At 65.4% G+C, this 23,511-nt stretch carries 21 protein-coding genes; 14 read left to right on the top strand and 7 right to left on the bottom strand.

Features of this window, described 5'->3' with window-relative positions:
* Positions 1-17: 17 nt before the first annotated feature.
* The gene (locus JEY66_RS37490) at positions 18-1,682 is read left to right on the top strand and encodes a thiamine pyrophosphate-binding protein (protein ID WP_018269738.1); all 1,665 of its coding nucleotides are present in this window, start codon (positions 18-20) and stop codon (positions 1,680-1,682) included.
* A gap of 188 nt (positions 1,683-1,870) precedes the next feature.
* Here the strand turns inward: JEY66_RS37490 and JEY66_RS37485 are convergent, their stop codons facing one another.
* Positions 1,871-3,253: an LLM class flavin-dependent oxidoreductase gene (locus JEY66_RS37485; protein ID WP_018269739.1), complete on the bottom strand. Its 1,383-nt coding sequence runs from the start codon at positions 3,251-3,253 to the stop codon at positions 1,871-1,873.
* A gap of 238 nt (positions 3,254-3,491) precedes the next feature.
* Between JEY66_RS37485 and JEY66_RS37480 the strand changes: the two genes are divergently transcribed.
* From JEY66_RS37480 to JEY66_RS37470, 3 genes are all read left to right on the top strand, one after another.
* Positions 3,492-4,877: a M20 family metallopeptidase gene (locus JEY66_RS37480; RefSeq protein WP_038380180.1), complete on the top strand. Its 1,386-nt coding sequence runs from the start codon at positions 3,492-3,494 to the stop codon at positions 4,875-4,877.
* Positions 4,878-5,135: 258 nt separating this feature from the next.
* The gene (locus JEY66_RS37475; RefSeq protein ID WP_018269741.1) at positions 5,136-6,422 is read left to right on the top strand and encodes an MFS transporter; all 1,287 of its coding nucleotides are present in this window, start codon (positions 5,136-5,138) and stop codon (positions 6,420-6,422) included.
* A gap of 247 nt (positions 6,423-6,669) precedes the next feature.
* Entirely contained in the window at positions 6,670-7,515 is an 846-nt protein-coding gene (locus tag JEY66_RS37470) for an IclR family transcriptional regulator (protein WP_018269742.1), read from the top strand.
* 369 nt (positions 7,516-7,884) lie between these two features.
* On the opposite strand, the gene JEY66_RS37465 is transcribed toward JEY66_RS37470, so the two are convergent.
* The 3 genes from JEY66_RS37465 to JEY66_RS37455 form a co-directional block, all read right to left on the bottom strand.
* Complete coding sequence (locus JEY66_RS37465; protein WP_016845624.1) at positions 7,885-9,393, bottom strand: tripartite tricarboxylate transporter permease; 1,509 nt, start codon at positions 9,391-9,393, stop codon at positions 7,885-7,887.
* A 6-nt stretch (positions 9,394-9,399) separates the two neighbouring features.
* A complete protein-coding gene (locus JEY66_RS37460) occupies positions 9,400-9,885 on the bottom strand; it encodes a tripartite tricarboxylate transporter TctB family protein (RefSeq protein ID WP_016845625.1) in 486 nt (161 codons plus the stop codon).
* Between the two features lie 167 nt (positions 9,886-10,052).
* Positions 10,053-11,018, bottom strand: a complete 966-nt coding sequence (locus JEY66_RS37455; RefSeq protein WP_018269743.1) for a Bug family tripartite tricarboxylate transporter substrate binding protein — start codon at positions 11,016-11,018, stop codon at positions 10,053-10,055.
* Positions 11,019-11,407: 389 nt separating this feature from the next.
* On the opposite strand from JEY66_RS37455, the gene JEY66_RS37450 reads away from it, so the two are divergent.
* The 7 genes from JEY66_RS37450 to JEY66_RS37420 all read left to right on the top strand — a co-directional run bounded on the left by JEY66_RS37450 (position 11,408) and on the right by JEY66_RS37420 (position 17,044).
* Positions 11,408-11,824, top strand: coding sequence for a hypothetical protein (locus JEY66_RS37450; RefSeq protein WP_016845627.1), 417 nt, complete (start codon positions 11,408-11,410; stop codon positions 11,822-11,824).
* The gene (locus tag JEY66_RS37445; protein ID WP_016845628.1) at positions 11,821-12,684 is read left to right on the top strand and encodes an alpha/beta fold hydrolase; all 864 of its coding nucleotides are present in this window, start codon (positions 11,821-11,823) and stop codon (positions 12,682-12,684) included. Before JEY66_RS37450 ends, JEY66_RS37445 begins: the two co-directional genes overlap by 4 nt.
* Positions 12,685-12,714: 30 nt before the next feature.
* Positions 12,715-13,632 carry an amino acid ABC transporter substrate-binding protein gene (locus tag JEY66_RS37440; protein ID WP_018269744.1) on the top strand — a complete coding sequence of 306 codons (918 nt, stop codon included), beginning with the start codon at positions 12,715-12,717 and terminating at the stop codon, positions 13,630-13,632.
* Positions 13,633-13,786: 154 nt separating this feature from the next.
* The gene (locus JEY66_RS37435) at positions 13,787-14,518 is read left to right on the top strand and encodes an amino acid ABC transporter permease (RefSeq protein ID WP_016845630.1); all 732 of its coding nucleotides are present in this window, start codon (positions 13,787-13,789) and stop codon (positions 14,516-14,518) included.
* Between the two features lie 2 nt (positions 14,519-14,520).
* Complete coding sequence (locus JEY66_RS37430) at positions 14,521-15,213, top strand: amino acid ABC transporter permease (protein WP_026192237.1); 693 nt, start codon at positions 14,521-14,523, stop codon at positions 15,211-15,213.
* A gap of 69 nt (positions 15,214-15,282) precedes the next feature.
* Positions 15,283-16,014 (top strand): amino acid ABC transporter ATP-binding protein, encoded by a 732-nt coding sequence (locus JEY66_RS37425; RefSeq protein ID WP_016845632.1) that lies wholly within the window; start codon positions 15,283-15,285, stop codon positions 16,012-16,014.
* A 169-nt stretch (positions 16,015-16,183) separates the two neighbouring features.
* Entirely contained in the window at positions 16,184-17,044 is an 861-nt protein-coding gene (locus JEY66_RS37420; protein ID WP_016845633.1) for a D-amino-acid transaminase, read from the top strand.
* Positions 17,045-17,198: 154 nt separating this feature from the next.
* Here JEY66_RS37420 and JEY66_RS37415 read toward each other — a convergent pair whose 3' ends face one another.
* From JEY66_RS37415 to JEY66_RS37405, 3 genes are all read right to left on the bottom strand, one after another.
* Positions 17,199-17,657, bottom strand: a complete 459-nt coding sequence (locus tag JEY66_RS37415; protein WP_026192238.1) for a carboxymuconolactone decarboxylase family protein — start codon at positions 17,655-17,657, stop codon at positions 17,199-17,201.
* Between the two features lie 27 nt (positions 17,658-17,684).
* On the bottom strand, positions 17,685-19,301 hold the full coding sequence (locus JEY66_RS37410; RefSeq protein WP_026192239.1) for an MDR family MFS transporter: 1,617 nt from the start codon (positions 19,299-19,301) through the stop codon (positions 17,685-17,687).
* Between the two features lie 476 nt (positions 19,302-19,777).
* A complete protein-coding gene (locus tag JEY66_RS37405; RefSeq protein ID WP_041482717.1) occupies positions 19,778-20,926 on the bottom strand; it encodes an HlyD family secretion protein in 1,149 nt (382 codons plus the stop codon).
* A 143-nt stretch (positions 20,927-21,069) separates the two neighbouring features.
* Between JEY66_RS37405 and JEY66_RS37400 the strand changes: the two genes are divergently transcribed.
* The 3 genes from JEY66_RS37400 to JEY66_RS37390 all read left to right on the top strand — a co-directional run bounded on the left by JEY66_RS37400 (position 21,070) and on the right by JEY66_RS37390 (position 23,507).
* The gene (locus JEY66_RS37400; RefSeq protein ID WP_016848331.1) at positions 21,070-21,981 is read left to right on the top strand and encodes a LysR family transcriptional regulator; all 912 of its coding nucleotides are present in this window, start codon (positions 21,070-21,072) and stop codon (positions 21,979-21,981) included.
* A gap of 227 nt (positions 21,982-22,208) precedes the next feature.
* Positions 22,209-23,180 carry a tripartite tricarboxylate transporter substrate binding protein gene (locus tag JEY66_RS37395; RefSeq protein ID WP_018269749.1) on the top strand — a complete coding sequence of 324 codons (972 nt, stop codon included), beginning with the start codon at positions 22,209-22,211 and terminating at the stop codon, positions 23,178-23,180.
* A 141-nt stretch (positions 23,181-23,321) separates the two neighbouring features.
* Positions 23,322-23,507: a DUF3311 domain-containing protein gene (locus JEY66_RS37390; RefSeq protein WP_018269750.1), complete on the top strand. Its 186-nt coding sequence runs from the start codon at positions 23,322-23,324 to the stop codon at positions 23,505-23,507.
* The last annotated feature ends 4 nt before the right edge of the window (positions 23,508-23,511 follow it).

The raw sequence follows: 23,511 nt of genomic DNA, 5'->3' as shown, positions 1-23,511 counted from the left end.
ACAGGCCTGGAGGGAACATGAAGAATCGCATTACCGGCCGCTCGGCATTTCTGGCGCTGCTGAAGGATGAGGGCGTCACCCATCTGTTCGGCAATCCCGGCACCACCGAATTGCCGATCATGCACGCGCTGAAGGATCATCCCGATCTCACCTATGTGATGGCGATGCAGGAGAGCCTGGTGGTCGCGATGGCCGACGGCTTCAGCCGCGCCTCCGGCAAGCTCGTCGCCTGCAACGTCCATGTCGCGCCGGGACTCGGCAATGCGATGGGTTCGCTCTACAACGCAAGCTTCACCGGCACGCCGCTGATCCTCACCGCCGGGCAGCAGGAACAGGGCCATGGTCTGACCGAACCGGTGCTCTATGGCCCGCTGGTGCAGATGGCGACGCCGCTGGTAAAATGGGCGGTCGAGGTGACGCGGCTCGAAGACCTGCCGCGCATCGTGCGCCGCGCCGCCAAGATCGCGACCACGCCGCCGACCGGGCCGGTGTTCATTTCGCTGCCGGGCGACATCCTCAATGCGGAGGCCGGCATCGAGCTCGGCCGCTCCAGCCGGATCGACACCCGCGTCCGGCCGTCGGAGGATTCGCTCAAGGCGCTGGCCGCGCGCATCCTGAAAGCGGAGCGACCGGTGATCGTCGTCGGCGACGAGATCGTGAAAAGCGATGCGCTGCGCGAGGCGGCCGATCTCGCCGAGACGCTGGGCTGTCCGGCCTGGCAATCGCCGACGCCTTATGGTTCGCATTTCCTCTCCGAAAGCCCGAGCTTCATGGGCGCGATCGCGCGGCTGCAGAAGGTCGCGCGCGACGTGCTGGCGCCGCATGATCTGTTGATCGCGCTCGGCGGCGATCCGTTGCGGATGTCGGTCTACAGCGAGGTCGATCCGCTGCCGGACGGGCTCTCGATCGTGCAGGTCGGCCTGGTCGACAGCGACCTCGCCAGGAACTACGGCGCCGAGATCGCGCTGAAGGCGGACGTCAAGGAAACGCTGCGCGCGCTGGTCCCTGCGTTGAAGGAGGCCGGCGGCGGCGCGCTGGAGGCGCGCGCCAGGCAGGGGCTCGCGGCGCTGTCGACAAGAAACTGGGCGGCGAAGCGGAAGGCGCTGGTCGAGCAGATCTCGAAGGCGAGCCAGACCTCGCCGATCGATCCGGACTGGCTCGCGTTGCAGGTCGTGGAGGCGATGCCCGACAATGCGATCCTGGTCGACGAGGGCCTGACCTCGTCGCGCCAGATCATCGGCTTGAGGCCGCATCGCGACCGCTACGGCTACCACGCGCTGGCCTCCGGCGGCATCGGCTGGGGCCTGCCGGCCGCGGTCGGCGTCAGCCTCGCCAATCCGCAGCGGCCGGTGGTGTGCTATTCCGGCGACGGCTCGTCGATGTACTCGATCCAGTCGCTGTGGACCGCGGCCAATCACAAGCTGCCGCTGACTTTCGTCATCGTCAACAATGGCGGCTACCGCATCATCAAGCAGCGCCTGCTCGCGTTCCATGGCGACGATCATTATGTCGGCATGGACTTCATCGACCCGCCGGTCGATTTCACCGCCCTCGCACGCTCGCTCGGGCTGGAGGCGATCAGGATCACCGACCCGCAGGAGCTCAAGGGCGCGATGAAGTCGGCGTTCAGCCGCCCGGGCGCGAAGCTGATCGAGGTGGTGGTGAGCAATTCGGTGAATTGAGCGCGCGGAGGGCCGCGCGCTCTTCTCTATCACCGTCACCCTGAGGAGCGCCAACGGGTCCGCGCGAAGCGTGGCCCGATGACAGGCTCCGCGCGTCTCGAAGGGTGCACGGCCCGGCTGCTGGCCGTCGATCCTTCGAGACGCGCGCAAGAGCGCGCTCCTCAGGATGACGGGACGAAGAGCACCCTCTACTCCGCTGCAGCGCTCTTCACCCGGTACCGGCTCGCCGGATGCGTCGTGTCTAGCCTCGCGCGCCCTGCGCCGAACAGCTTCTCGCGCAAGGTGCCCTTCGCATACTCCCGCTTGTAGCGGCCGCGCTTGACGAGCTCCGGCACCAGCATGTCGGCGATGTCCTCGAAATCGCCGGGCGAGATCGCAAACGCGACATTGAGGCCGTCGACGTCGGTGTCCTCGAACCATTGCTCGATCTTGTCGGCGACCTGCTCCGGCGAGCCGACCACCACGGGGCCGGCGCCGCCGATGCCGACATGCTCGGCGACCTCGCGCACGGTCCAGACCCGGTCGGGATCGGCGCGGGTGACGTTGTCCATCGCGGAGCGGCCGGCGTCGTTCTGCACGTGCCGCACCTCCTGGTCGAGCGAATAGGTCGAGAAGTCGACGCCGGTCCAGCCCGACATCAGAGCCAGCGCGCCTTCATGGCTGATATGGCTGCGATACTCGGCGTACTTCGCTTTCGCCTCCGCCTCGGTCGGCGCCACCACGACGCACATCATCGAGAACATCAGGATCTCGGCCGGGTTGCGGCCCTTCGCGGCGGCGAGCTCGCGGATCGCCGACACGCGCGGGCCGATCACCTTCGCCGACGGTCCCGACATGAACACGCATTCGGCATGCTCGGCGGCGAACTGCCGGCCGCGCGGCGAGGTGCCCGCCTGGTAGAGCACCGGCGTGCGCTGCGGCGACGGCTCCGACAGGTGGATCGCGTTGAGCCGGTAGTTGTTGCCGTCGTGGTGTACCGGATGCACCTTGCTCGGATCGGTGAAGATGCCGCGCGCGACGTCGCGGATCGCGGCGTCGTCCTCCCAGCTGCCTTCCCAGAGCTTGTAGACCAGCTCCATATATTCGTCGGCGAGCTCGTAGCGGTCGTCATGCGCGGTCTGCTTGTCCTTGCCGGCGCCGCGCGCGGCACTATCGAGATAGCCGGTCACCACGTTCCAGCCGACCCGGCCGCCGGTCAAATGGTCGAGCGTCGACATCCGCCGCGCGAACGGGTAGGGCGGCTCGAAGGACAGATTGCTGGTGACGCCGAAGCCGAGATTTTCGGTCACCGCGGCCATCGCCGGGATCAGCATCAACGGTTCGTTGGCCGGGGTCTGCGCCGCGTTGCGCAGCGCCGCATCCGGACTATTGGCATAGACGTCGTAGACGCCGAGCACGTCGGCGAGGAACAACCCGTCGAACCGGCCGCGCTCGAGCGTCTTCGCCAGATCGATCCAGTAGGACAGCTTGTTGTAGTCCCTGGTGCGGTCGCGCGGATGGGTCCACAGCCCCGGCGACTGATGTGCCACGCAGTTCATGGCAAAGGCGTTGAGCCGGATTTGTTTTGTCATTGTCGAAAACCCTGGTCGAAACCTTGCGCGCCGCTTCGATTGCTGCCCGGTCGATGCCGGGCGTCCCGCATCAACTTGTTGCGACTTCCCACGTTTTGGCAAGGCCCATTCGCATTTCGCGCCCTTCCGGTCGCGATCCGATCCCGATAGGTTGCGCCCCTCCAGAAGCATGATCGGGACGCAAAGCGTGGCGTTCCGGTGCGATCATGCCAAGACGCGACCGGACGAAGGAACAATCATGGCGACACGGGCCGACGCAATCGCAAAGGTGCGAGAGCATTTTCAATCGGGAGGGTTCCTGAAGGAGCTGGACCGCAGGGTCGGCTACCAGACCGAGAGCCTGAATGCCGACAAGGCCGATGCGCTGCGCGCCTATCTGGTGGAGAATCTGCAACCGGCCTTCGCCGAGCTCGATTTCAAGACCCACCTGATCGAGTCGCCGACCGGCCGCGGGCCCTATCTGATTGCCGACTACCAGGAAGATGCTTCGCGGCCGACCGTGCTGACCTACGGCCATGGCGACGTCGTCGACGGCATGGTCGGCGAGTGGCGCGACGGGCTCAATCCGTGGCAGACCACGGTCAAGGGCGAGCGCGTCTATGGCCGCGGCACCGCCGACAACAAGGGCCAGCATTCGATCAACATGGCCGCACTGCGCGCGGTGAAGCAGGCGCGCGGCGGCAAGCTCGGCTTCAACGCCAAATTCATCATCGAGACCGGCGAGGAGATCGGCTCACCCGATCTGCGCGAGGTCTGCGAGGCGCATCGCGAGGAGCTGAAGGCCGACCTGTTCATTGCCTCCGACGGGCCGCGGCTGTCGGCGGAGCGGCCGACCATCTTCCTCGGCTGCCGCGGCGGCAACCGCATCCATCTCGACGTCAATCTGCGCGAGGGCGGCAATCATTCCGGCAATTGGGGCGGCGTGCTCGCCAACCCGGCCACGATCCTGGCGAGCGCGATCGCGAGCCTGGTCGACGGCAAGGGCCGCATGAAGCTCGAGATCCTGAAACCGCCGCCGATCTCGAACCGCGTCCGCGCCGCGCTCGCCGACGTCGAGGTCAAGCCGACCGCGGACGAACCGGCGCTGGCGGAAGACTGGGGCGAGGAGGGCCTGACCGCGGCAGAGCGGCTCTATGCCTGGAACACGCTGGAAGTGCTGGCGATGTCGTCGGGCAATATCGACAAGCCCGCCAACGCGATTCCCGGCAAGGCCAATGCCGTGCTGCAGCTCCGCTTCGTCGTCGGCACCCGGCATCTCGAGGTGATCGACGCGGTGCGGGATTATCTGCACAACAACGGTTTCCCGATGGTCGAGGTCTCGGGCACGCAGCGCTTTGCCGCCTCGCGCACCGACATGGACAGCCCGTGGATCGACTGGGCGGCGAACTCGATCCGCGCCACCACCGGCAAGGCGCCGGCGGTGCTGCCGAACTTCGGCGGCTCGCTGCCGAACGACGTGTTCTCCGAAGGCCTCGGCCTGCCGACCATCTGGGTGCCGCATTCCTATCCGGGCTGCTCGCAGCACGCCCCCGACGAGCACATCCTGCTGTCGGTGACCGAGGAGGCGCTGACCATCATGGCCGGCCTGTTCTGGGACCTCGGCGAGGCAAAGCACAAGGGGTGAGGAGCGAGGCTCGCTTGTTCCCCGTCATCCTGATTTTCCCCGTCATCCTGAGGAGCGCGCTCTTGCGCGCGTCTCGAAGGATCGACGGCCACCGGCGGGGCCGTGCATCCTTCGAGGCTCGCTCCGCTCGCACCTCAGGATGACGGGGGGAAACGAGGATCGTCAGCACATAGGCGAGCGGACGCGACGCCGTTCTTGAATAGCCTACCCGGCTATGACGAGTTGAAGGCTGGTGCCGGACACGGCAAAGGACATCTAATGACGCTATCGACGCCGACCGCAATGTCCGGCCCAGACGCCACCACCAAGAAAAACATCACCCGCCTGATCGTCGCGACCTCGGTCGGCAATGCGCTCGAATGGTACGACATCTCGGTCTATGCCTATTTCGCGGTGTATCTCTCCAAGGCGTTCTTCCCGGCCAATGATCCGACCACCTCGCTGCTGTTGACCTTCGGCAGCTTCGGCCTGTCGTTTCTGATCCGCCCGATCGGCGGCGTCGTGCTCGGTGCCTATGCCGACCGGCACGGCCGCAAGGCTTCCCTGATGCTGTCGATCGTGCTGATGACGTTCGGCACGCTGGTGCTGGCGCTGATGCCGACCTATCAGACCATCGGCATCCTGGCGCCGATCGCGGTGCTGCTGGCGCGGCTGGTGCAGGGCTTTTCCGCCGGCGGCGAGTTCGGCTCCTCGACCGCGTTCCTGGTCGAGCACATGCCGGAGCGGCGCGGCTTCGTGGCGAGCTGGCAGTTCGCGAGCCAAGGCGTCAGCGGCCTGCTCGGCGCGGGCTTCGGTGCGCTCCTGACCTCGCTGATGAGCCCGGAGGATTTGCAGTCCTGGGGCTGGAGGCTGCCGTTTCTGTTCGGCGTCTTGATCGGCCCGGTCGGCATCTACATCCGCAACCATGTCGACGATGCGACCCCGCCGCCGGCCGCGAAGCAGGAATCGCCGGTCAGGGAAGTGTTCGCGCGGCAGAAGTTCGCCACGACGCTTGCGATCGGCGCGCTCGCGGTGTCGACCGCGGTCAACTATCTGATCGTCTACATGCCGACCTATGTGGTGAAGACGCTCAACCTCGCGCCATCGGTCGGCTTCATCGCCTCGTTCGCCGCGCAGACCGCGGTTGCGCTGCTGGCGCCGATCGCAGGCATGGTCTCCGACAGGATCGGACGCACCACCCACATGATCGTGTTCGCGCTGCTGCTGCTGGTGTCGATCTTCCCGGCCTTCCTCTTGCTCACCGGCAAGCCGACGCCTGCGATCATCCTGATCGGCGTGCTCTGGCTCGGCGTCCTCAAGTCGCTGTATTACGGGCCGCTCGCCGCGCTGATGTCGGAACTGTTTCCCGCGGCGACGCGTGCGACCGGGCTCGGCCTCAGCTACAACATCGGTGTCACATTGTTCGGCGGCATGGGGCCGGCGATCATGACCTGGCTGGGCGGCTTCGCGGCGATCGGCGAGCTCGCGCCGGGCTACTATCTCACCGCGGTCTGCATCCTCAGCCTCTGTGCGCTGTTCACGATCCGCAGGCTGCGGCTAGCGTAGCGCATGATCCGAAAAAGTGCGAAGCGGTTTTTCGAGAGATCATGCGCAAGCGGCATCAGATTTCGTGATGCGAAATTCAAATATCCTTATTGTTGCACAGCAGCGTAGATAGTCGAAATCAAAGTTTCATCTGACGAAAGTATACGGTGTCCGGCGCACGTCATCCGTCCTAGGATGATGTCCGCCGGGCGCGTCTCTCGTCGTCCCCGGTTCAGGATTTGGAATTGACGGCAAGGAAGGCCAGGGCATGAACGCCTCAACGACTGCGACCGCACGGACCAGCCGCAAGAGGCCACCGCCGCAGCCGGGCCAACCCGACAAGTTCAACGCGATCCAGAAGGTCTGCGCCATCCTGCGCGTGCTGGCGCAGCGCTCGCCGCTGCGGCTCACCGACATCGCCGACACCACCTCGCTGAACAAGGCGACTGCGCTGCGCATCCTCAACTCGCTGATCGAGGAAGGCTTCGTCAGCCGCGTCGCCGGCGCCAAGACCTATGAACTCGGCCAGGAGGCGCGGGTGATGGCGGTCGGCGCGCGCCGTTCGGTCGACATCGCCGAGCTGGCGCAGCCGAGCCTGCTCCGGCTGTCGGAGCGCTCGGCCGATACGGCGCTGCTGTCGGTGCGCTCCGGCGTCGAGGCGCTTTATCTGGCGCGCTCGGTCGGCAACCATCCGCTGCAACCGAACTATCTGCAGATCGGCAGCCGCCGTCCGCTCGGCGTCGGCGCCGGCGCGCTGGCGCTACTGGTCTGGCTGCCGGATGCCGAGATCGAGGCTGTGATCGAGGTGATCGTGCCGCGACTGGCGAAATCGCCGCGCATCACGCCCAAGTTCCTGCGCGAGCGGATCGCCATGGCGCGCAAGGCCGGCCACACCGTGCTGATCGACGCCGCGTTCCCCGGCATGGGCGGTGTCGGCGTGCCGGTCCGCGACGATGCCGGCGAGGTGGTGGCCGCGCTCTCGATCGGCGCCGCGTCCGACCGCATCCGCCGCCGCGAAGGCGAACTCGCCGACATGCTGAAGAAGGAAGCCCAGGTGCTGGCCCGCGCGCTGGCCCAGGCGCCGAAGAACGGACGGGCGGCGAAGATGGGTTGAGGTGGGTTGTTTCCGCGGACTGGCTTCACCTCTCCCGCTTTGCCCCCACCCGGATTGCATCGAAGATGCAATCCGGGTGGGGGCTCTTTCCGCGATGTGACTCGTGGAGATACCCCCACCCCAACCCTCCCCCGCAAGCGCAGGGCTATCGCATATGGGAGGAAATGGATTTGTCCGCACCGTCATGGCCGGGCTTGTCCCGGCCATCCACGTCTTTCTTCGCCTGGAAACAAAGACGTGGATGCCCGGGACAAGCCCGGGCATGACGAGTTTGTGGAGCGACCGAGCTCATATGCGATTCCCCTGCCCGCAAGCGGGAGAGGGGGCGCACCACCGACTTGACGCGACTCAACTCGCTCTCGTCGCGCGCTACGCCCCCTCATCCAGCGCCACCAGCTCGCGCTTCTTGCGCAGCGAGGGCAGCAGCGGGCCGACCAGCAGCAGCAGCGCGAAGGCGAGGCAGATCGCCGAGATCGGCCGCTCCACGAAGGTCATGAGGTCGCCCTGCGAGAGGATCAGCGACTTGCGCAGATTGTTCTCCAGCATCGGCCCGAGCACGAAGGCCAGCACCAGCGGCGCCGGCTCGTAGCCGAGCTTGCGCATGAAATAGCCGATCACGCCGAACGCGATCATCACGTGGACGTCGAACACGTTGTTGCTGGAGCAGTAGACGCCGATGATCGTGAACAGGATGATCAGCGGGAACAGCACGTTGTAGGGCAGCCGCAGCAGCTGCACCCACATGCCGATCATCGGCAGGTTGAGCACCAAGAGCATCAAATTGCCGATATACATGCTGGCGACGATGCCCCAGAACAGCGTCGGGTTCTGCGAGATCATCAGCGGTCCCGGCTGCAGGCCGTGGATCACGAAGGCGCCGAGCAGCAGCGCCATCACGACGTTCGGCGGGATGCCGAGCGTCATCAGCGGAATGAAGGCGCCGCCGGCCGCGGAATTATTGGCCGATTCCGGCCCCGCGACGCCCTCGATCGCGCCGTGGCCGAAGCGCTCCGGATGCTTCGAGAGCCGCTTCTCCAGTGCGTAGGAGGCGAACGACGCCACCACGGCGCCGCCGCCGGGCAGGATGCCGAGGAAGAAGCCGAGCACCGTGCCGCGCGCCACCGGCCCGGCGCTGGCCTTCCAGTCCTCCTTGCTCGGCAGCAATTGGTTGATCCTGGTCTTGATGATGTCGCGCTTGATCGCCTGCTCGGTGTTGAGCAGCACCTCGGCGACGCCGAACAGGCCCATCACAACCGGCACAAGGCCGATGCCGTCGATCAGCTCGAGGCGGCCAAAGGTCAGCCGCGGCTGCGCCGTGATGCTGTCGAGCCCGACCAGGCCGAGCACGACGCCGATGCAGGCCATCAACAGCGCCTTGGCCATCGAGCCCTGGGTGAGGAAGGTCAGCACCACGAGGCCGAGCACCATCAGGCTGAAATATTCGGCCGGCCCGAACGCGATCGCGACGCTGGCGAGCGAGGGCGCCACCAGCATCAGGGCGATCAGCGCGAAGGTGCCGGCGATGAACGAGCCGAAGGCGGAGATGCCGAGCGCCGGGCCGGCGCGGCCCTGCTTGGCCATCTGGTGGCCGTCGATGCAGGTGACGACGGAAGCCGCTTCGCCGGGGATGTTGACCAGGATCGAGGTGGTCGAGCCGCCATACATCGAGCCGTAATAGATGCCGGCCATCATGATGATGCCGGATTCCGGCGTGCCGGACAGCGTCACCGGCAGCAGCAGCGACATCGCCGAGATCGGGCCGATGCCGGGCAGCACGCCGACCAGCGTGCCGATGAACACGCCGATGAAGCAGTAGAGCAGGTTGATCGGCAGCAGCGCGACGCCGAGGCCGTGGGCGACGTTGACGAGAGTATCCATGGGCGCTCAACCGATCTCGAAGATGCCGCTCGGCAGCTGGATCGCGAGCAGGTGCTTCAGCACCCACCACATCCCGAGCGGGGCAAGGATGGACAGCGGGATCGCCAGCGACCAGCGCACCGGATCGATCACGCGGAGCAGCAACAGCATCAGCGGGATCGCCGACAGCAGGAAGCCAAGCGGCTCCAGCGCAAAGGCGAACGCCGTGAGGCAGACGATGACCAGCACCGGCTTGCCCCATCGCGCATTCTCCCAGCGCGAGGCGAAGGTCGGACCGCCCTCGGTCACCGCCGCGATCATGATCGAGGCCGCGAACACGCACATCAGGATGCCGGTGTAGAACAGCACGTAGCCGGAGCCGGGATCGTTGATTGTGCCGAGCTTCAGCTTGAGGCCCGACCAGATCACGAAGGCGCCGAGCCCGAGCCCGATCAGCCCGCCCCAGAGCTCGGAGTTGTTGAGGCGGAATTTGACGTTGGTTTGGTCTGTCATGGGAAGCGGCCTTTAGATCACCGTCGTCCCCCCGCGCAACGGCTTTGCCGTTGTCGCTGGAGCGTAGCCCTCGAAGGGCGGCGGTGCCCGTGTCCATCCTTCGAGGCGCGCAAGAGCGCGCACCTCAGGATGACGCCTGTGTTCGTGGTGAGCCTAACTCGAATTCTCTACTTCTTCGCCAGCCCGAGCGTGTCGATCACCTTGCGCTCGGATTCGGTGACCTCGCCCACGAATTTCCTGTAGTCCTCGGTGCTCTTGTAGTTCGGCACCATGTCGTATTTGGCGAGGGTCGCGATCACCGCCGGGTCCTCGATCGCCTTCTTGAAGGCGTCGTGCAGCTTGGCGACGATCTTGGGGTCCATGCCCTTGGGGCCGGCGATGCCGAACGGCGAGTCATAGACCATGGGGTAGCCGAGCTCCTTCAGCGTCGGCACGTCGGGATAGTTCGGCGAGCGCGCGCCGGTCCACACCATCAGCAGGCGGAGCTTGCCGGCATCGACCAGCGGCCGCCAGCCGGTGGAATCCGCCTGCAGCATGGTGTGCTGGCCGAGCACGGCGGCATTGGTCTCGGCGCCGCCCTTGAACGGCACCTGGGTCAACTTGATCCCGGCCATCAGGGCGATCTGCTCCATGCCGACATGCAGCGAGGTGCCGGTGCCGGGCGTCGCATAGGTCACCTTGCCCGGGTTCTTCTTGGCGAAATCGACCACGTCCTGCCAGGTCTTGAACTGCGACTCCGCGTTGGTGGTGACGCCGAAGGTGTAGCCGGTGAGGTGAATGATGTAGGAGAAATCCTTCGCCGGATCCCAGGACACCTCCTGCATCAAGGGCAGGCGGAACACGGTGATCGGGATCTGGGCGATGGTGTAGCCGTCGGGCTTGGCGCCGGCGGCCATCGTCGCGGGACCCACGGTGCCGCCGCCGCCGGCCTTGTTGTCGACCGCGATCGGCTGGCCCAGCACCTTCGAGGCGCTCTCGGCGATCGCGCGCATCGAGATATCGGTCGAGCCGCCTGCCGGCCATGGCACGATCAGCGTGATCGGCTTGGTCGGATAATCCTGCGCGAGCGCCGCTGTTGACACCAGCATGCCGGCGGCGGCGAGCAGGACCATCAAGCGATTGCGGTGCGACATCTCGATCTCTCCCTTGTGGCCGCGTTCAATCGCGGCCGCGTCTTGTTCGGTGTTGGCAATGATCGTCCCTGTCAGGCTGGGACCGAGGGCGCATTGGACAGAACGGGGCGGGCAACGGAAGCGCGAATTGCGCTCGAAGCGCCGGCTGCGACAATTGGTCTGCCGCGATTTGGCGCGACCTGCCGAGCCGCGGAATTCAATCGGCCTTTGGTCGGACGGATTGGCCGTTCCTGGCAATGTGCCGGGAGGGCGCGGGGTGTGCGCGCCTGACCGGCAAGCCGGGTTTGGTCAAGCGAATAATCAAGGGAACCCAAAGGCATCGGCGCCTTGCGGGATTGCGCGCTTGCCGTCATCATGGCGCCGCCCGCTGCAGGAACGCCGCCCGACAGATGACGCCATCGCCTGACGCCACCGACGACGCTGTGACGAGGGCGTTTGCCGGCCTTCCCGCATTGCTTGACGAGGCCCCTCGGCTGGTTGCGCGCGGGCGGCTGCTCGATTGCGACTGCCTGATCGGCCCGATGGCGCGGCCGTTTCATGCCGCGATCCGCGCCGGGCGCATCGTCGAGCTTGCGCCTTCGCCGGCCCTGATGCGCTCCTGGCGCTTTTCCTATCGCGCGACGCCGCAGGCCTGGTCCGCCTATTGGCAGGCCGAGCCGAAGCCCGGCTGGCACGATCTGCTGGCGCTGACCAAGCGCGGCGAGGCCGTGCTGGAAGGCGACCTGCATCCCTTCATGGCGCATCTGCAATACTTCAAGGACCTGCTGGCGCTGCCGCGGCAGCATTTCGCGGCGGCCGTATCATGAGCGGCAAGATCATGAACGGTCACATCGAGCCGATGATCGGCCGCTACGTTCACGTCGAGATCGGTGGCGAGCTGCACCGCATCTATTTCGAGGAGAACGGCACGGGCATTCCGCTGGTCTGCCTGCACACCGCGGGATCGGACGCGCGGCAATGGCGCCATCTGCTCGCGGATGCGCAATTTGCCGAAAATTTCCGCATCATTGCCTTCGATATGCCCTGGCATGGCAAGTCGAATCCGCCGATGAGCTGGACCGGCGATGAATACCAACTCACCACTGCGCGCTACACCGAGACCATCCGCGCTTTCTGCCGTGCGCTGCGGCTGGAGAAGCCTGTCGTGATGGGCTGCTCGATCGGCGGCCGCATCGTGCTTAACCTTGCGATCGAATATGCCGCCGAGTTCCGCGCGCTGATCGGGCTCGAGGCTGCCGATTTCCAGGCGCCGTGGTATGACACCAACTGGCTGAACCGGCCGGACGTTCACGGCGGCGAAGTCTGCGCCGCGCTGGTGTCCGGGCTGATCGCGCCGCAAAGCCCTGAGCCTGCGCGGATGGAAACACTGTGGGCCTACAAGCAGGGCGGCCCCGGCGTGTTCAAGGGCGACCTGTATTTCTACCGTGTCGACGGCGACCTGCGCGGCCGGGTCGCGTCAATCGAGACTAAAGTATGCAAGCTCTATCTCCTCACGGGCGAGTATGATTTCTCCTGCACGCCCGAGGACACGAGGCGGACCGCAGCGGCAATAGGGGGCGCCAGCGTCACGATCATGGAGAAGCTCGGTCATTTTCCGATGAGCGAGAATCCGGAACAGTTTCGCCGCTACATCGCACCCGTCCTCGCCGATATTCTCACACAGTAAATCGACCGTTTCCACGCAAGGAGTAGACGTATGACACGCAAGTATCTGATCGGCCTCGCGCTCGCCGCCGCGGTCGGCGCGAGCCAGGCGCAAGCCCAGGAGCTGACCGGCACGCTGAAGAACATCAAGGACACCGGCGCGATCACGCTCGGCTACCGCGATTCCTCGATCCCGTTCTCCTATCTCGACGACAACCAGAAGCCGGTCGGCTATGCCATGGACATCTGCTACAAGATCGTCGATGCCGTGAAGAAGGAGCTGAAGCTCGACAAGCTCGAGGTCAAGCTCAACCCGGTGACCTCGGCGACGCGTATCCCGCTGATGGCCAACGGCACCGTCGACCTCGAATGCGGCTCGACCACCAACAATGCCGAGCGCCAGAAGCAGGTCTCCTTCACCAACAGCCACTTCCTGACCGCCAGCCGCTACGTCACCAAGAAGGCGAGCAAGATCAATTCGATCGACGATCTGAAGGGCAAGACGGTGGTCTCGACCGCCGGCACCACCAACATCAAGCAGCTCACCGAGGCCAACCTCGCGCGCGGGCTGAGCGTCAACATCATCCCGGCCAAGGATCATGCCGAGGCCTTCCTGATGGTCGAGACCGATCGCGCGGTCGCCTTCGTGATGGACGACATCCTGCTCGCGAGCCTCGTCGCCGGCTCGAAGTCGCCGGATGACTACGTGATCTCCAAGGACGCGTTCTCCAAGCCCGAGCCCTACGGCATCATGCTGCGCAAGGACGATGCGCCGTTCAAGAAGGTCGTCGACGCCGCCACCGCCGCGCTCTACACCAGCGCCGAGGGCCAGAAGATCTACGACAAGTGGTTCACCCAGAAGATTCCGCCGAAGGGCCTGAACCTCAACGTGCCGCTCGGGCCGGAGATGAAGAAGCAGCTTGCCAAGCCGTCGGATTCACCGGATCCGGATGCGTATCTGGTCAACTGATCGCGTTGCTGCGTATGACCTGCCGCCTCGCGGCGGCGGGTCCTGAAAGTTTGCATGTCCGGCCATTTTTGGAGGAGAATGGCCGGACATTTGCATGGACGCCGCGCGCGATGCCGGCGTAATGCCGTGACCGGCGCGGCCGCGTGGGGGACCTGTGAACTACAATTGGAACTGGCACATCTTCCTTGAGCCGAACCCGATGGGGACCGGCACCTATCTCGACCTGCTGTTGGCGGGGCTGGTGGTCACCATCAAGGTGTCGGTGCTGGCCTGGATCATCGCGCTGGTGTCCGGCTCGGTGATCGGCGTGCTGCGCACGCTGCCGTCGCGGACCGCCTCGTGGATCGGCTTCTGCTGGGTCGAGTTCTTCCGCAACATGCCGCTCTTGGTGCAGCTGTTCCTGTGGTTCTTCGTGCTGCCCGAACTGTTGCCGCGGTCGGCCGGGCTATGGCTGAAGCAGTTGCCGAACGCGCCGTTCTGGACCGCCGCGATCGGCGTCGGCTTCTTCATGTCGGCGCGCGTCGCCGTGCAATTGCAGGCCGGCATCACCTCGCTGCCGCGCGGGCAGAAGCAGGCCTCGACCGCGCTCGGCCTCACCACGGTGCAGACCTATCGCTACGTGCTGCTGCCGATGGCATTCCGCATCATCCTGCCGCCGCTGACCTCCGAATTCCTCAACACCATCAAGAACAGCGCGGTCGCCATCACCATCGGCCTGATCGAACTGACCGGCCAGGCTCGCTCGATGCAGGAGTTCTCGTTCCAGGTGTTCGAGGCGTTCACGGCGGCGACCGTGCTCTACCTGCTCCTCAATTTCGTCGTGGTGACCGCGATGCGCTTCCTCGAGCGCTACGTCGCGATCCCCGGCTACATCACGGGCAAATGACGATGATCGGCAGTTTCGATTTCGACGTCATCCGCCGCTCGCTGCCCTACCTGTTCCTGGAGGGCATGCGCTTCACGCTGACCTTGACCGCGCTCGCCGCGTTCGGCGGCCTGGTGTTCGGCACGCTGATCGCCCTGATGCGGCTATCGAGCTACAAGGTGCTCGGGCGCATCGCGGGCTTCTATGTCGACTTCATCCGCTCGCTGCCGCTGGTGCTGGTGATCTTCTGGTTCTACTTCCTGGTGCCGTATATCGGGCAGTGGCTGACCGGCGCGTCGCGGCCGATCACGGTCGGCGCCTTCGCCTCGTCGCTGATCACCTTCATCGCGTTCGAGGCGGCGTATTTCTCCGAGATCATGCGCGCCGGCATCCAGTCGATCTCGAAGGGGCAGCCGGCCGCGGCCAGCGCGCTCGGCCTGACCTATGCGCAGTCGATGCGCTACGTCGTGCTGCCGCAGGCGTTCCGCAACATGCTGCCGGTGCTGCTGACGCAGACCATCGTGCTGTTTCAGGACACCTCGCTGGTCTATGTGCTGTCGATCCCGGATTTCCTCGGCGCCGCCAGCAAGGTCGCGCAGCGCGACGGCCGCCTGGTCGAAATGTACCTGTTCGCCGCGCTGGTCTACTTCGTCATTTCCTGTGTCGCGTCCTACGGCGTTCGCCGCCTGCAGGCGCGGATCGCCATCGTTCGCTGAGGCATGACCCGGAAAAGTGGGAACCGGTTTTCCGACAAGGTCATGCCTAAACAAAAAAGCTGAGCCATCATGATCGAGATCAACCACGTCAATAAATGGTACGGGCCGTCCTTCCAGGTGCTGAAGGACTGCACCACCAGCGTCGCCAAGGGCGAGGTGGTGGTGGTCTGCGGTCCGTCCGGCTCGGGCAAGTCCACCCTGATCAAATGCGTCAACGCGCTGGAACCGATCCAGGGCGGCGACATCACGCTCGACGGCGTCAAGGTCAACGATCCCAAGACCGATTTGCCGAAGCTGCGCTCGCGCGTCGGCATGGTGTTCCAGCACTTCGAACTGTTTCCGCACTTACGGATCATCGACAATCTCCGCCTCGCGCAGGAGAAGGTGCTCGGCCGCAAGGCTGAGGACGCCACCGCCAAGGGCATGAAGCTTTTGGAGCGCGTCGGGCTGAAGGATCATGCCAAGAAGTTTCCGGCGGAGTTGTCCGGCGGCCAGCAGCAGCGCGTCGCGATCGCGCGGGCGCTGGCGATGGATCCGATCGCGATGCTGTTCGACGAGCCGACCTCGGCGCTCGACCCGGAAATGATCAGCGAGGTGCTCGACGTGATGGTCGACCTCGCCCGCGAGGGCATGACCATGATGGTCGTGACCCACGAAATGGGTTTTGCCAACAAGGTCGCCGATCGCGTCATCTTCATGGACCGCGGCGAGATCGTCGAGGACGCCAAGAAGGCCGACTTCTTCGGCACGCCCCGCAGCGACCGCGCGCAGAAGTTCTTGTCGAAGATCCTGCAGCACTGAGGGGCTGCGCATCGGCCAAACCCGTCATCCCCGCGCAAAGGCGGAGCCTTTGCGCGGGGTGACGGTAGTGGAGTTACGCAGTTCACGGGCGCCGTCGGGAGGGTTTTCCCCCGTCAACAATTTGCGTATACGAAGGCCTGAAACCCCCTTCGTCCGCAGGAGAACTCGCGTGGAAAAGATCGCTTACGTCAACGGCTCGTTCGTGCCGCATTCGGAGGCCAAGGTCTCGGTGTTCGACCGCGGATTCCTGTTCGCCGACGGCATCTACGAGGTGGCGGCGGTGCTCGAGGGCAAGCTGATCGACAACGCCTCGCATCTGGCGCGGCTCAAGCGTTCGGTCGGCGAGATCCAGCTCGCGTTGCCGGAGACGCTGGAGCGGATCGAGGAGATCCAGAAGGAGCTGGTTGCGCGCAACGACCTCGTCAACGGCATGGTCTATCTCGAGGTCACCCGCGGCGCCGACAAGGGCCGCGACTTCGCCTTCCCGAAGGCCGACGTCAAGCCGACCCTCGTGATGTTCACCTCGGAAAAGGACATCATCAACGCGCCCTCGGCCAAGACCGGCATCAACGTCATCACGGTGCCCGACATCCGCTGGGAACGGCGCGACATCAAGAGCGTGGCGCTGCTCGCGCAGGTGCTGGCCAAGCAGGCGGCCGCCGCGGCCGGCGCCGGCGAAGCCTGGATGATCGAGGACGGCAAGGTCACCGAGGGCGGCTCGTCCTCGTCCTTCATCGTCACCCACGACGATGTCATCGTGACCCGGCAGAACGGCAACGAGATCCTGCCTGGCTGCACCCGCAAGGCCGTGGTCAAGCTCGCCGAGGAGCGCCAGCTGCGCATCGAGGAGCGCACCTTCACGGTCGAGGAAGCGCTCGCGGCCAAGGAAGCCTTCATCACCAGCGCTTCCGTGTTCGTGCAGGGCGTGGTCGCGATCGACGGCAAGAAGATCGGAGGCGGCAAGGTCGGCCCGATCACCGACCGCCTGCGCGAGATCTACATCGAGTTCGCCCGCGCGACGGCGGTTTAGGACCGTTGCCGCACTTTACGCTGTCATCGCCCGGCGCGACCGGGCGATCCAGTATTCCAGAGACTGCGGTGCTTGAGTCGAGGCGTCGCGGCGTACTGGATGCCCCGCATGAAGCGGGGCATGACAGCGGAATAGATGGCGGAGAGTATGGTCCTCACGCCGCCGCCTTCGCCTTCACCGGATGCAGTGCGCGGAAGCCGATCGCGATCCGGTTCCAGGCGTTGATCGCGCCGATCAGCGTGGTCAGGTTGACGAGCTCGCTGTCGGAGAACTGGGCGCGCACGGCTTCATAGTCGGCGTCCGGTGCGTGCGTCTCGGACACCAGCGTCAACGCTTCGGTCCAGGCCAGCGCCGCGCGCTCGCGCTCGCTGTAGAGCGGGGATTCGCGCCAGGCGTTGAGCAGATAAAGCCGCTGCTCGGTCTCGCCATGCTTGCGGGCGTCCTCGGTGTGCATGTTGATGCAGTAGGCGCAGCCGTTGATCTGCGAGGCGCGGGTCTTGACCAGCTCGATCAGCGATTGCTCGAGGCCGCTCGCAGCGATCTGGTTCTCCACCGCGACCAGCGCTTTGATGGTCTCGGGTGCGGCCTGGTAGAAATTCATGCGAGGCTTCATGGTCGTTCTCCGTGGTCGTGGTTTGGGTTAGTGCGCACCGCCGCCAGCGAGCTGGCCCGGCTTCTTCAGGAACAGTGTCGCCGCCAGTGCGATGATCAGCGCGACGCCGAGCAGATAGAAGGTATCACTGAAGGCGAGGATGTAGGCCTGCTTCTGCACCACCTTGCCGATCGCCGCGATAGCGCGGTGGGCGGCCGTGGCCTGGTCGGCGACGCCGTGGTTCATGAAATACTGCGTCAGCTGCTCAATCCGGCTGCGCGTGGCCTGTTCCAGCAGCGAGACCGACTGCATCAGCACGTTGGAATGATATTGCTCGCGCTTGGTCAGCAGCGTCTGCAGCACGGCGATGCCGACGGCGCCGCCGAGGTTGCGCATCATGTTGAACAGCGCGGAGGCCGAGCCCGCGTTCTCCAGCTCGATGCCCGCGGTCGCAACCGCCGACAGCGGCGCCATCACCAGCGCCTGGCCGATCGCACGGACGATGTTGGGCCAGAACAGCTGGTCGGTGGCATAGTCGTTGGTCATGAAGATGTTCATGAAGTTGGAGCCGGCGAACAGCGCGAAGCCGACGCTGATGATGATGCGCGGATCGAAGCGCTGCATCAGCCGCGGCACCAGCGGGATCAGCACCAGCTGCGGCAGCCCGGTCCATGCCAGCACCATGCCGATCTGCTCGGCGTTGTAGCCCTGGATGCGCGACAGGTACTGCGGCAGGATGAACACCGAGCCGTACAGCGCGATGCCGAGCAGGAAGTTGGCCAGCATGCCGAAGCCGAAATTGCGGCGGGCGAGCAGGCGCAGATTGAGCAGCGGCTTCTCGACGGTGAATTCGACGATCAGGAAGGCGACCAGCGCGACGGCAGCGATCACCGACAGGCGGACGACGAAGGGCGAGCCGAACCAGTCGTCCTTGTTGCCTTCCTCCAGCACGGTCTGCAGCGCGGCGAGGCCGATCGCCATGGTGATGATGCCGAGCCAGTCGCCGTGGCGGATCAGCGACAGCTTCATCGGGCTCGGATCGAGCGAGACGTACAGCATCGCGATCATCACCGCGCCCGGCACCAGGTTGACATAGAAGATGTACTGCCAGCCCCAGTTCTCGGTGAGATAGCCGCCGATGGTCGGGCCGATCGCCGGCGCGAACGTCGCCGACAGCGCGAACAGCGCCAGTCCGATCGGCTGCTTGGCCTTCGGCAGCAGCGTGATGATCAGCGTGAACGCCATCGGGATCAGCACGCCGCCGGTGAAGCCTTGCACGGCGCGCAGCGCAATCATCTGCGGCAGGTCCTGCGCCAGCGCGCACGCCGCCGAGAACACCAGGAACAGGGCGGCGTTGGTGAGCAGATAGATGCGCACCGAGAACACCTGTGCGAGCCAGCCGGAGAGCGGGATCACCACGATCTCGGCGATCAGATAGGAGGTCGAGATCCAGCCGCCGTCGTCGATCCCTGCGCCGATCGCGCCCTGCACATCGGCGAGCGAGGCGTTGACGATCTGGATGTTGAGCACCGCCATGAACGCGCCGAGCGTCGCCCCGATCACCGCGATCCAGGTTTTCGTGGGGATAGCCGGCGCCGACGGCGATGCGGGGGCGGGGAGCGCGGCGGCGTTCGCTGCGTCGGCTGTGGGCTGAAGTGCGGTCATCGAGGTCGTCCTTGCTGGCCCATGCAAGATGTATTAGGCGCCCGGTTTCGATAATCCGGGAAAGAGCGGAAGGATTGTCCGGCAGTGATTGATAATCGGCCGGTGGCGGTAAGCGCGGCTGCGACCGCGCTGCGGCCAGCGGTACGACGCAGCGTTTGGTCTGCATGATCACGACTGGTGAGGTGAGCACAACTCTCAGGCTCCCTCCCCCCTTGCGGGGGAGGGGTGGGGAGAGGGGTGGCCCCGGGCGCTGAAGTCAGAAGTTTGTGCGAGCTGCTCCAAATCCTGCCGACGCGCTACCAGCGGCAGAAGCGTCCGCTAACCAACAAACGTCAGCGCAAGTGGTACCCCTCTCCCCACCCTCCCCCGCAAGGGGGGAGGGAGCCCTTCCGCCTGTGATCGCGGAACGAAGAAAACGCGATCGACCACCGCGTGGGTGATCGATCGCGCGAGGCCAGTCGTAGTAACTCTCGGCGTTACCCGCCGTTCGCCCGCGTTGCCGACGCCAGCCGCCGCTTCTCTTTGCGCTCGGCCAGCACCGTTGCCTTGGTGTTGACGGTCGGGATCGCCGACATGCCCGGGCGCAGCAATCCGGTGAGGCTGTGATCGTCGAGCACGATCTTCACCGGCACGCGCTGCACGATCTTGGTGAAATTGCCGGTGGCGTTGTCGGGCGGCAGCAGCGCGAATTCGAGGCCGCTGGCCGGCGACAGGCTGTCGACATGGCCCTTCAGTGTGGTGCCGCGAAAACTGTCGACGGTGAGCTCGACCGGCTGGCCGTTGCGCACATGGGTCAGCTGCGTCTCCTTGAAATTGGCGACCACATAGACCGCATCGAGCGGCACCACCGCCATCAGCTGGGTGCCGGCCTGCACATATTGCCCGACGCGCAGCGTGCGGGCGCCGACCGTGCCGTCGACCGGCGCGGTGATCCGCGCGTAGGACAGGTTGAGCTCGGCCTGCTGTTCGACCGCGCGAGCGCGGTCCACCTGCGCTGCGGCCTGGGCGCGCTGCGTGGTCAACACGTCGACCTTGCGTTGCGCCGCCGACAGCGCCGACCTCGCGTGCTGCAATTGCGCGGTGTTGGCCCGCAGCGCCGCGTCGGTCTGTTGCGCGCGCTGAATGGTCCCGGAGCCGGACTTCATCAGCCCGTCGTAGCGGGTCTGCTCTTCCTGGGCGAATTTCAGGTTGGCCTCGGCGGCGGTGACGTCGGCCGTGCTCTGGTCGATGATCGGCTGCTGCAGTTCGAGCTGGGCATCGAGGTTGCGCACCGAGGCTGTGGCGGCGTCGACATCGGCCTTGGCCTGGCCGAGCGCGGTGCGGTAATCGCGGTCGTCGATCTCGGCCAGCAGCTGGCCGGCCTTCACCGGCTGGTTGTCGGTGACCAGCACGCGGGCGATGTAGCCCGAGACCTTCGGGGCGATGATCGTGGAGTCCGCCTTCACATAGGCGTCGTCGGTGGTTTCGAGGTAGCGGCCGGTGGTGACGTAGTCGTAGCCAAAGTCGGCTGCCACGGCGGCGCCGATGATTGCGGCGAGCCCGAGCGTCACCCGCTTGACCGTTTTCCGCGACGGGCGGAGACCGATTTTGGCCGATTCTTCAGGGACATAAGTGGTGGTCGACATGACATCCTCCGGCTCGAACATTTGCGTCCTTCCAGAAAGGGCGCCCAGCATGGCCCCTTAGATGCAATGTCCTCCGCGCTGTGATAATCCCGACAAAACTGGAAGCATTATCAAGCCAGCGCTGATAATCCGGACCTTGCCGAATGGATCGCCTGACCAGCCTGACCGCCTTCGTCCGGGTCGTGGATTCCGGCGGGTTCTCCGCCGCCGGCCGCAAGCTCAACATGTCCACGACCACGGTGAGCAACCACGTGCAGTCGCTGGAGGACCGGCTCGGCGCCCGGCTGCTCAACCGCACCACGCGCAAGGTCAGCCTCACCGAGGTCGGCCAGGCCTATTACGATCGCTGCGTCCAGATCCTCGCCGACATCGAGCAGGCCGACGACATCGCGGGCGCCCAGCAATCGGTGCCGCGCGGCACGCTGCGGATCTTCACCAACACCCATCTCGTCCAGTTCCTGTCGCCCGCGGTCGCCGAATTTCTGGCGAGCTATCCCGAGGTCAAGGTCGATCTCACGATCGGCGAGCGCAATGCCGATCTGATCGACGAGAATTACGATCTCGCCGTGCGGATGGTGCCGCCGCCGGACTCCAGCCTGATCGTGCGCACCATCGCGACCTGGCGCCACGTGCTGTGCTGCTCGCACGGCTATATCGAGCAGCATGGCAAGCCAACGCTGCTGGCCGACCTCTCCGCGCGCAACTGCATGCGTCACGCCAACTATCCCTATGGCGACGAGTGGCGCTTCGCCGACCGCAAGGGCACGCCGGCCGCGGTGCGCGTCTCCGGAAATCTGATTTCCAACAGCGGCGAGACCCTGAAGCTCGCGGCGCTGGCCGGCGTCGGTGTCTTCCTCGCGGCCGGCTTCCTGGTCCGCGACGAGCTGGAGTCGGGACAACTGGTCCGCCTGCTGCCCGAATACCGGCCGGTCGAGCTCACGATGAACGCAGTCTATCCGCACCGCCATCATCTCTCGGCGAAGGTCCGCACCTTCATCGACCTCCTGGTCCGTCACGCCACCGAGCAGCAGAAGCTGATCAATCCGTATTCGTGAGGCGTTGCGCGATACTTCAAGTCCGTCATCCTGAGGTGCGAGCGGAGCGAGCCTCGAAGGATGAATCGGCCAGAGAACGGGCCGTGCATCCTTCGAGACGCGCTACGCGCTCCTCAGGATGACGGGACTAATAGCACAGCGCATCTTTTGCGCGTCATGACGGCCCGGCATCCCTTGCATGGCGTTCGCGTGTATCAAGACGGCACCGTCTGCCGCCGGGGCCTGCCATGCCGCTTCGTCTTCTCGCATCACTCCTGTTCGCGCTCGCAGCAAATGTCCTGCTGCACGTGCCGGCGCGCGCCGCCTATCCCGATCACATCGTCAAGATCGTGGTGCCGTTCGCGCCGGGCGGCGGCACCGATGTCGTGGCGCGGACGCTGGCGCAGGAGATGCAGAAGGATCTCGGCGTCACCGTCATCATCGAGAACAAGCCGGGGGCGGGCACCATCATCGGCACGCAGAGTGTCGCGACGAGTCCGCCCGACGGCTACACGCTGCTGATGGCGACCTTCGCCAACGCGGTCAATCCGAGCCTCTACAGCAAGCTGCCCTATGACGCGCACAAGGATTTTGCGCCCGTGGCGCTGGTGGCGCGCTCGTTCAACGTCGTCGTGGTCAATCCGGCTTCGCCGATCAAGTCGATTGCCGATCTGATCGCGGCCGCGAAGGCCGATCCGGAAAAGCTGTCCTACGGCACCTATGGCACCGGCACCTCGGCGCATCTCGCCGGCGAACTGTTCAAGCACATGGCCGGTGTCAATCTCACCACCGTTCCCTACAAGGGCGCGGCGCCCGCCATCACCGACCTGATGGGCGGCCAGATCCAGGTGATGTTCACCACGGTGGCAAGCTGCGCCTCGCTGGTCGAGGCCGGGCAGCTGCGCGCGATCGGGGTGACATCGGCTGAGCGCTCGGCCGCGTTCCCGCAATTGCCGACGGTGTCGGAAGCCGGCGCATCCGGCTATGTCGCCGAATCCTGGTACGGCCTCTACGCGCCGGCCAACACGCCGCCGGACATCATCGACCGCCTCAACAGATCGGCAGCCAAGGCCGTGCAGGCGCAGGCCTTCAAGAGGCTCAGCGTCAATGAAGGCCTCGTGATGGTGGCCTCACCGCCGGCCGAGCTCGACCGCTACTTTGCCGGCGAGGAGGCGCGCTGGCGCAAGGTGATAAAGGACGCCGGCATCAAGGCCGAATAGGCGGCATGCGCCAGGTGACGATCACATCTTTTTGCGTCGCATTGCCGTAACCGTGATTCTAGACGCAACGAACCGGTTCCTGGATCGCTGCCAATGATCAGCGGAACCTCCCGCCTTGTGTCTTGCGTCAAAGAGTAGGCCATGTGGATTCTGTTGCTGCTGCCGTTCATCGGCTTGCTGTGGGTGCCGTTCTATAATTTCGTCGAGCCCTCCCTGTTCGGCTTTCCCTTCTTCTACTGGTACCAGCTCGCCTGGGTGCCGATCTCCTCGCTCCTGATCTGGCTGGTCTATCGCAGCCGCCGGCCTGATGCCGACGAGACGCGGTGAGGGG

It is taken from the genome of Bradyrhizobium elkanii USDA 76 (genome assembly GCF_023278185.1).
Lineage (GTDB): Bacteria > Pseudomonadota > Alphaproteobacteria > Rhizobiales > Xanthobacteraceae > Bradyrhizobium > Bradyrhizobium elkanii.
This window is presented reverse-complemented; position numbering and strand designations above follow the sequence as displayed.

Bases quoted from the DNA above. Each gene is read 5' to 3' on its own strand.
- JEY66_RS37390 (WP_018269750.1), top strand. From the start codon at position 23,322: ATGTGGATTCTGTTGCTGCTGCCGTTCATCGGCTTGCTGTGGGTGCCG.
- JEY66_RS37410 (WP_026192239.1), bottom strand. From the start codon at position 19,301: ATGACCGCACTTCAGCCCACAGCCGACGCAGCGAACGCCGCCGCGCTC.
- JEY66_RS37465 (WP_016845624.1), bottom strand. From the start codon at position 9,393: ATGGATACTCTCGTCAACGTCGCCCACGGCCTCGGCGTCGCGCTGCTG.
- JEY66_RS37425 (WP_016845632.1), top strand. From the start codon at position 15,283: ATGATCGAGATCAACCACGTCAATAAATGGTACGGGCCGTCCTTCCAG.
- JEY66_RS37440 (WP_018269744.1), top strand. From the start codon at position 12,715: ATGACACGCAAGTATCTGATCGGCCTCGCGCTCGCCGCCGCGGTCGGC.
- JEY66_RS37430 (WP_026192237.1), top strand. From the start codon at position 14,521: ATGATCGGCAGTTTCGATTTCGACGTCATCCGCCGCTCGCTGCCCTAC.
- JEY66_RS37460 (WP_016845625.1), bottom strand. From the start codon at position 9,885: ATGACAGACCAAACCAACGTCAAATTCCGCCTCAACAACTCCGAGCTC.
- JEY66_RS37405 (WP_041482717.1), bottom strand. From the start codon at position 20,926: ATGTCGACCACCACTTATGTCCCTGAAGAATCGGCCAAAATCGGTCTC.
- JEY66_RS37395 (WP_018269749.1), top strand. From the start codon at position 22,209: ATGCCGCTTCGTCTTCTCGCATCACTCCTGTTCGCGCTCGCAGCAAAT.
- JEY66_RS37470 (WP_018269742.1), top strand. From the start codon at position 6,670: ATGAACGCCTCAACGACTGCGACCGCACGGACCAGCCGCAAGAGGCCA.
- JEY66_RS37490 (WP_018269738.1), top strand. From the start codon at position 18: ATGAAGAATCGCATTACCGGCCGCTCGGCATTTCTGGCGCTGCTGAAG.
- JEY66_RS37400 (WP_016848331.1), top strand. From the start codon at position 21,070: ATGGATCGCCTGACCAGCCTGACCGCCTTCGTCCGGGTCGTGGATTCC.
- JEY66_RS37445 (WP_016845628.1), top strand. From the start codon at position 11,821: ATGAGCGGCAAGATCATGAACGGTCACATCGAGCCGATGATCGGCCGC.
- JEY66_RS37415 (WP_026192238.1), bottom strand. From the start codon at position 17,657: ATGAAGCCTCGCATGAATTTCTACCAGGCCGCACCCGAGACCATCAAA.
- JEY66_RS37455 (WP_018269743.1), bottom strand. From the start codon at position 11,018: ATGTCGCACCGCAATCGCTTGATGGTCCTGCTCGCCGCCGCCGGCATG.
- JEY66_RS37450 (WP_016845627.1), top strand. From the start codon at position 11,408: ATGACGCCATCGCCTGACGCCACCGACGACGCTGTGACGAGGGCGTTT.
- JEY66_RS37475 (WP_018269741.1), top strand. From the start codon at position 5,136: ATGACGCTATCGACGCCGACCGCAATGTCCGGCCCAGACGCCACCACC.
- JEY66_RS37480 (WP_038380180.1), top strand. From the start codon at position 3,492: ATGGCGACACGGGCCGACGCAATCGCAAAGGTGCGAGAGCATTTTCAA.
- JEY66_RS37485 (WP_018269739.1), bottom strand. From the start codon at position 3,253: ATGACAAAACAAATCCGGCTCAACGCCTTTGCCATGAACTGCGTGGCA.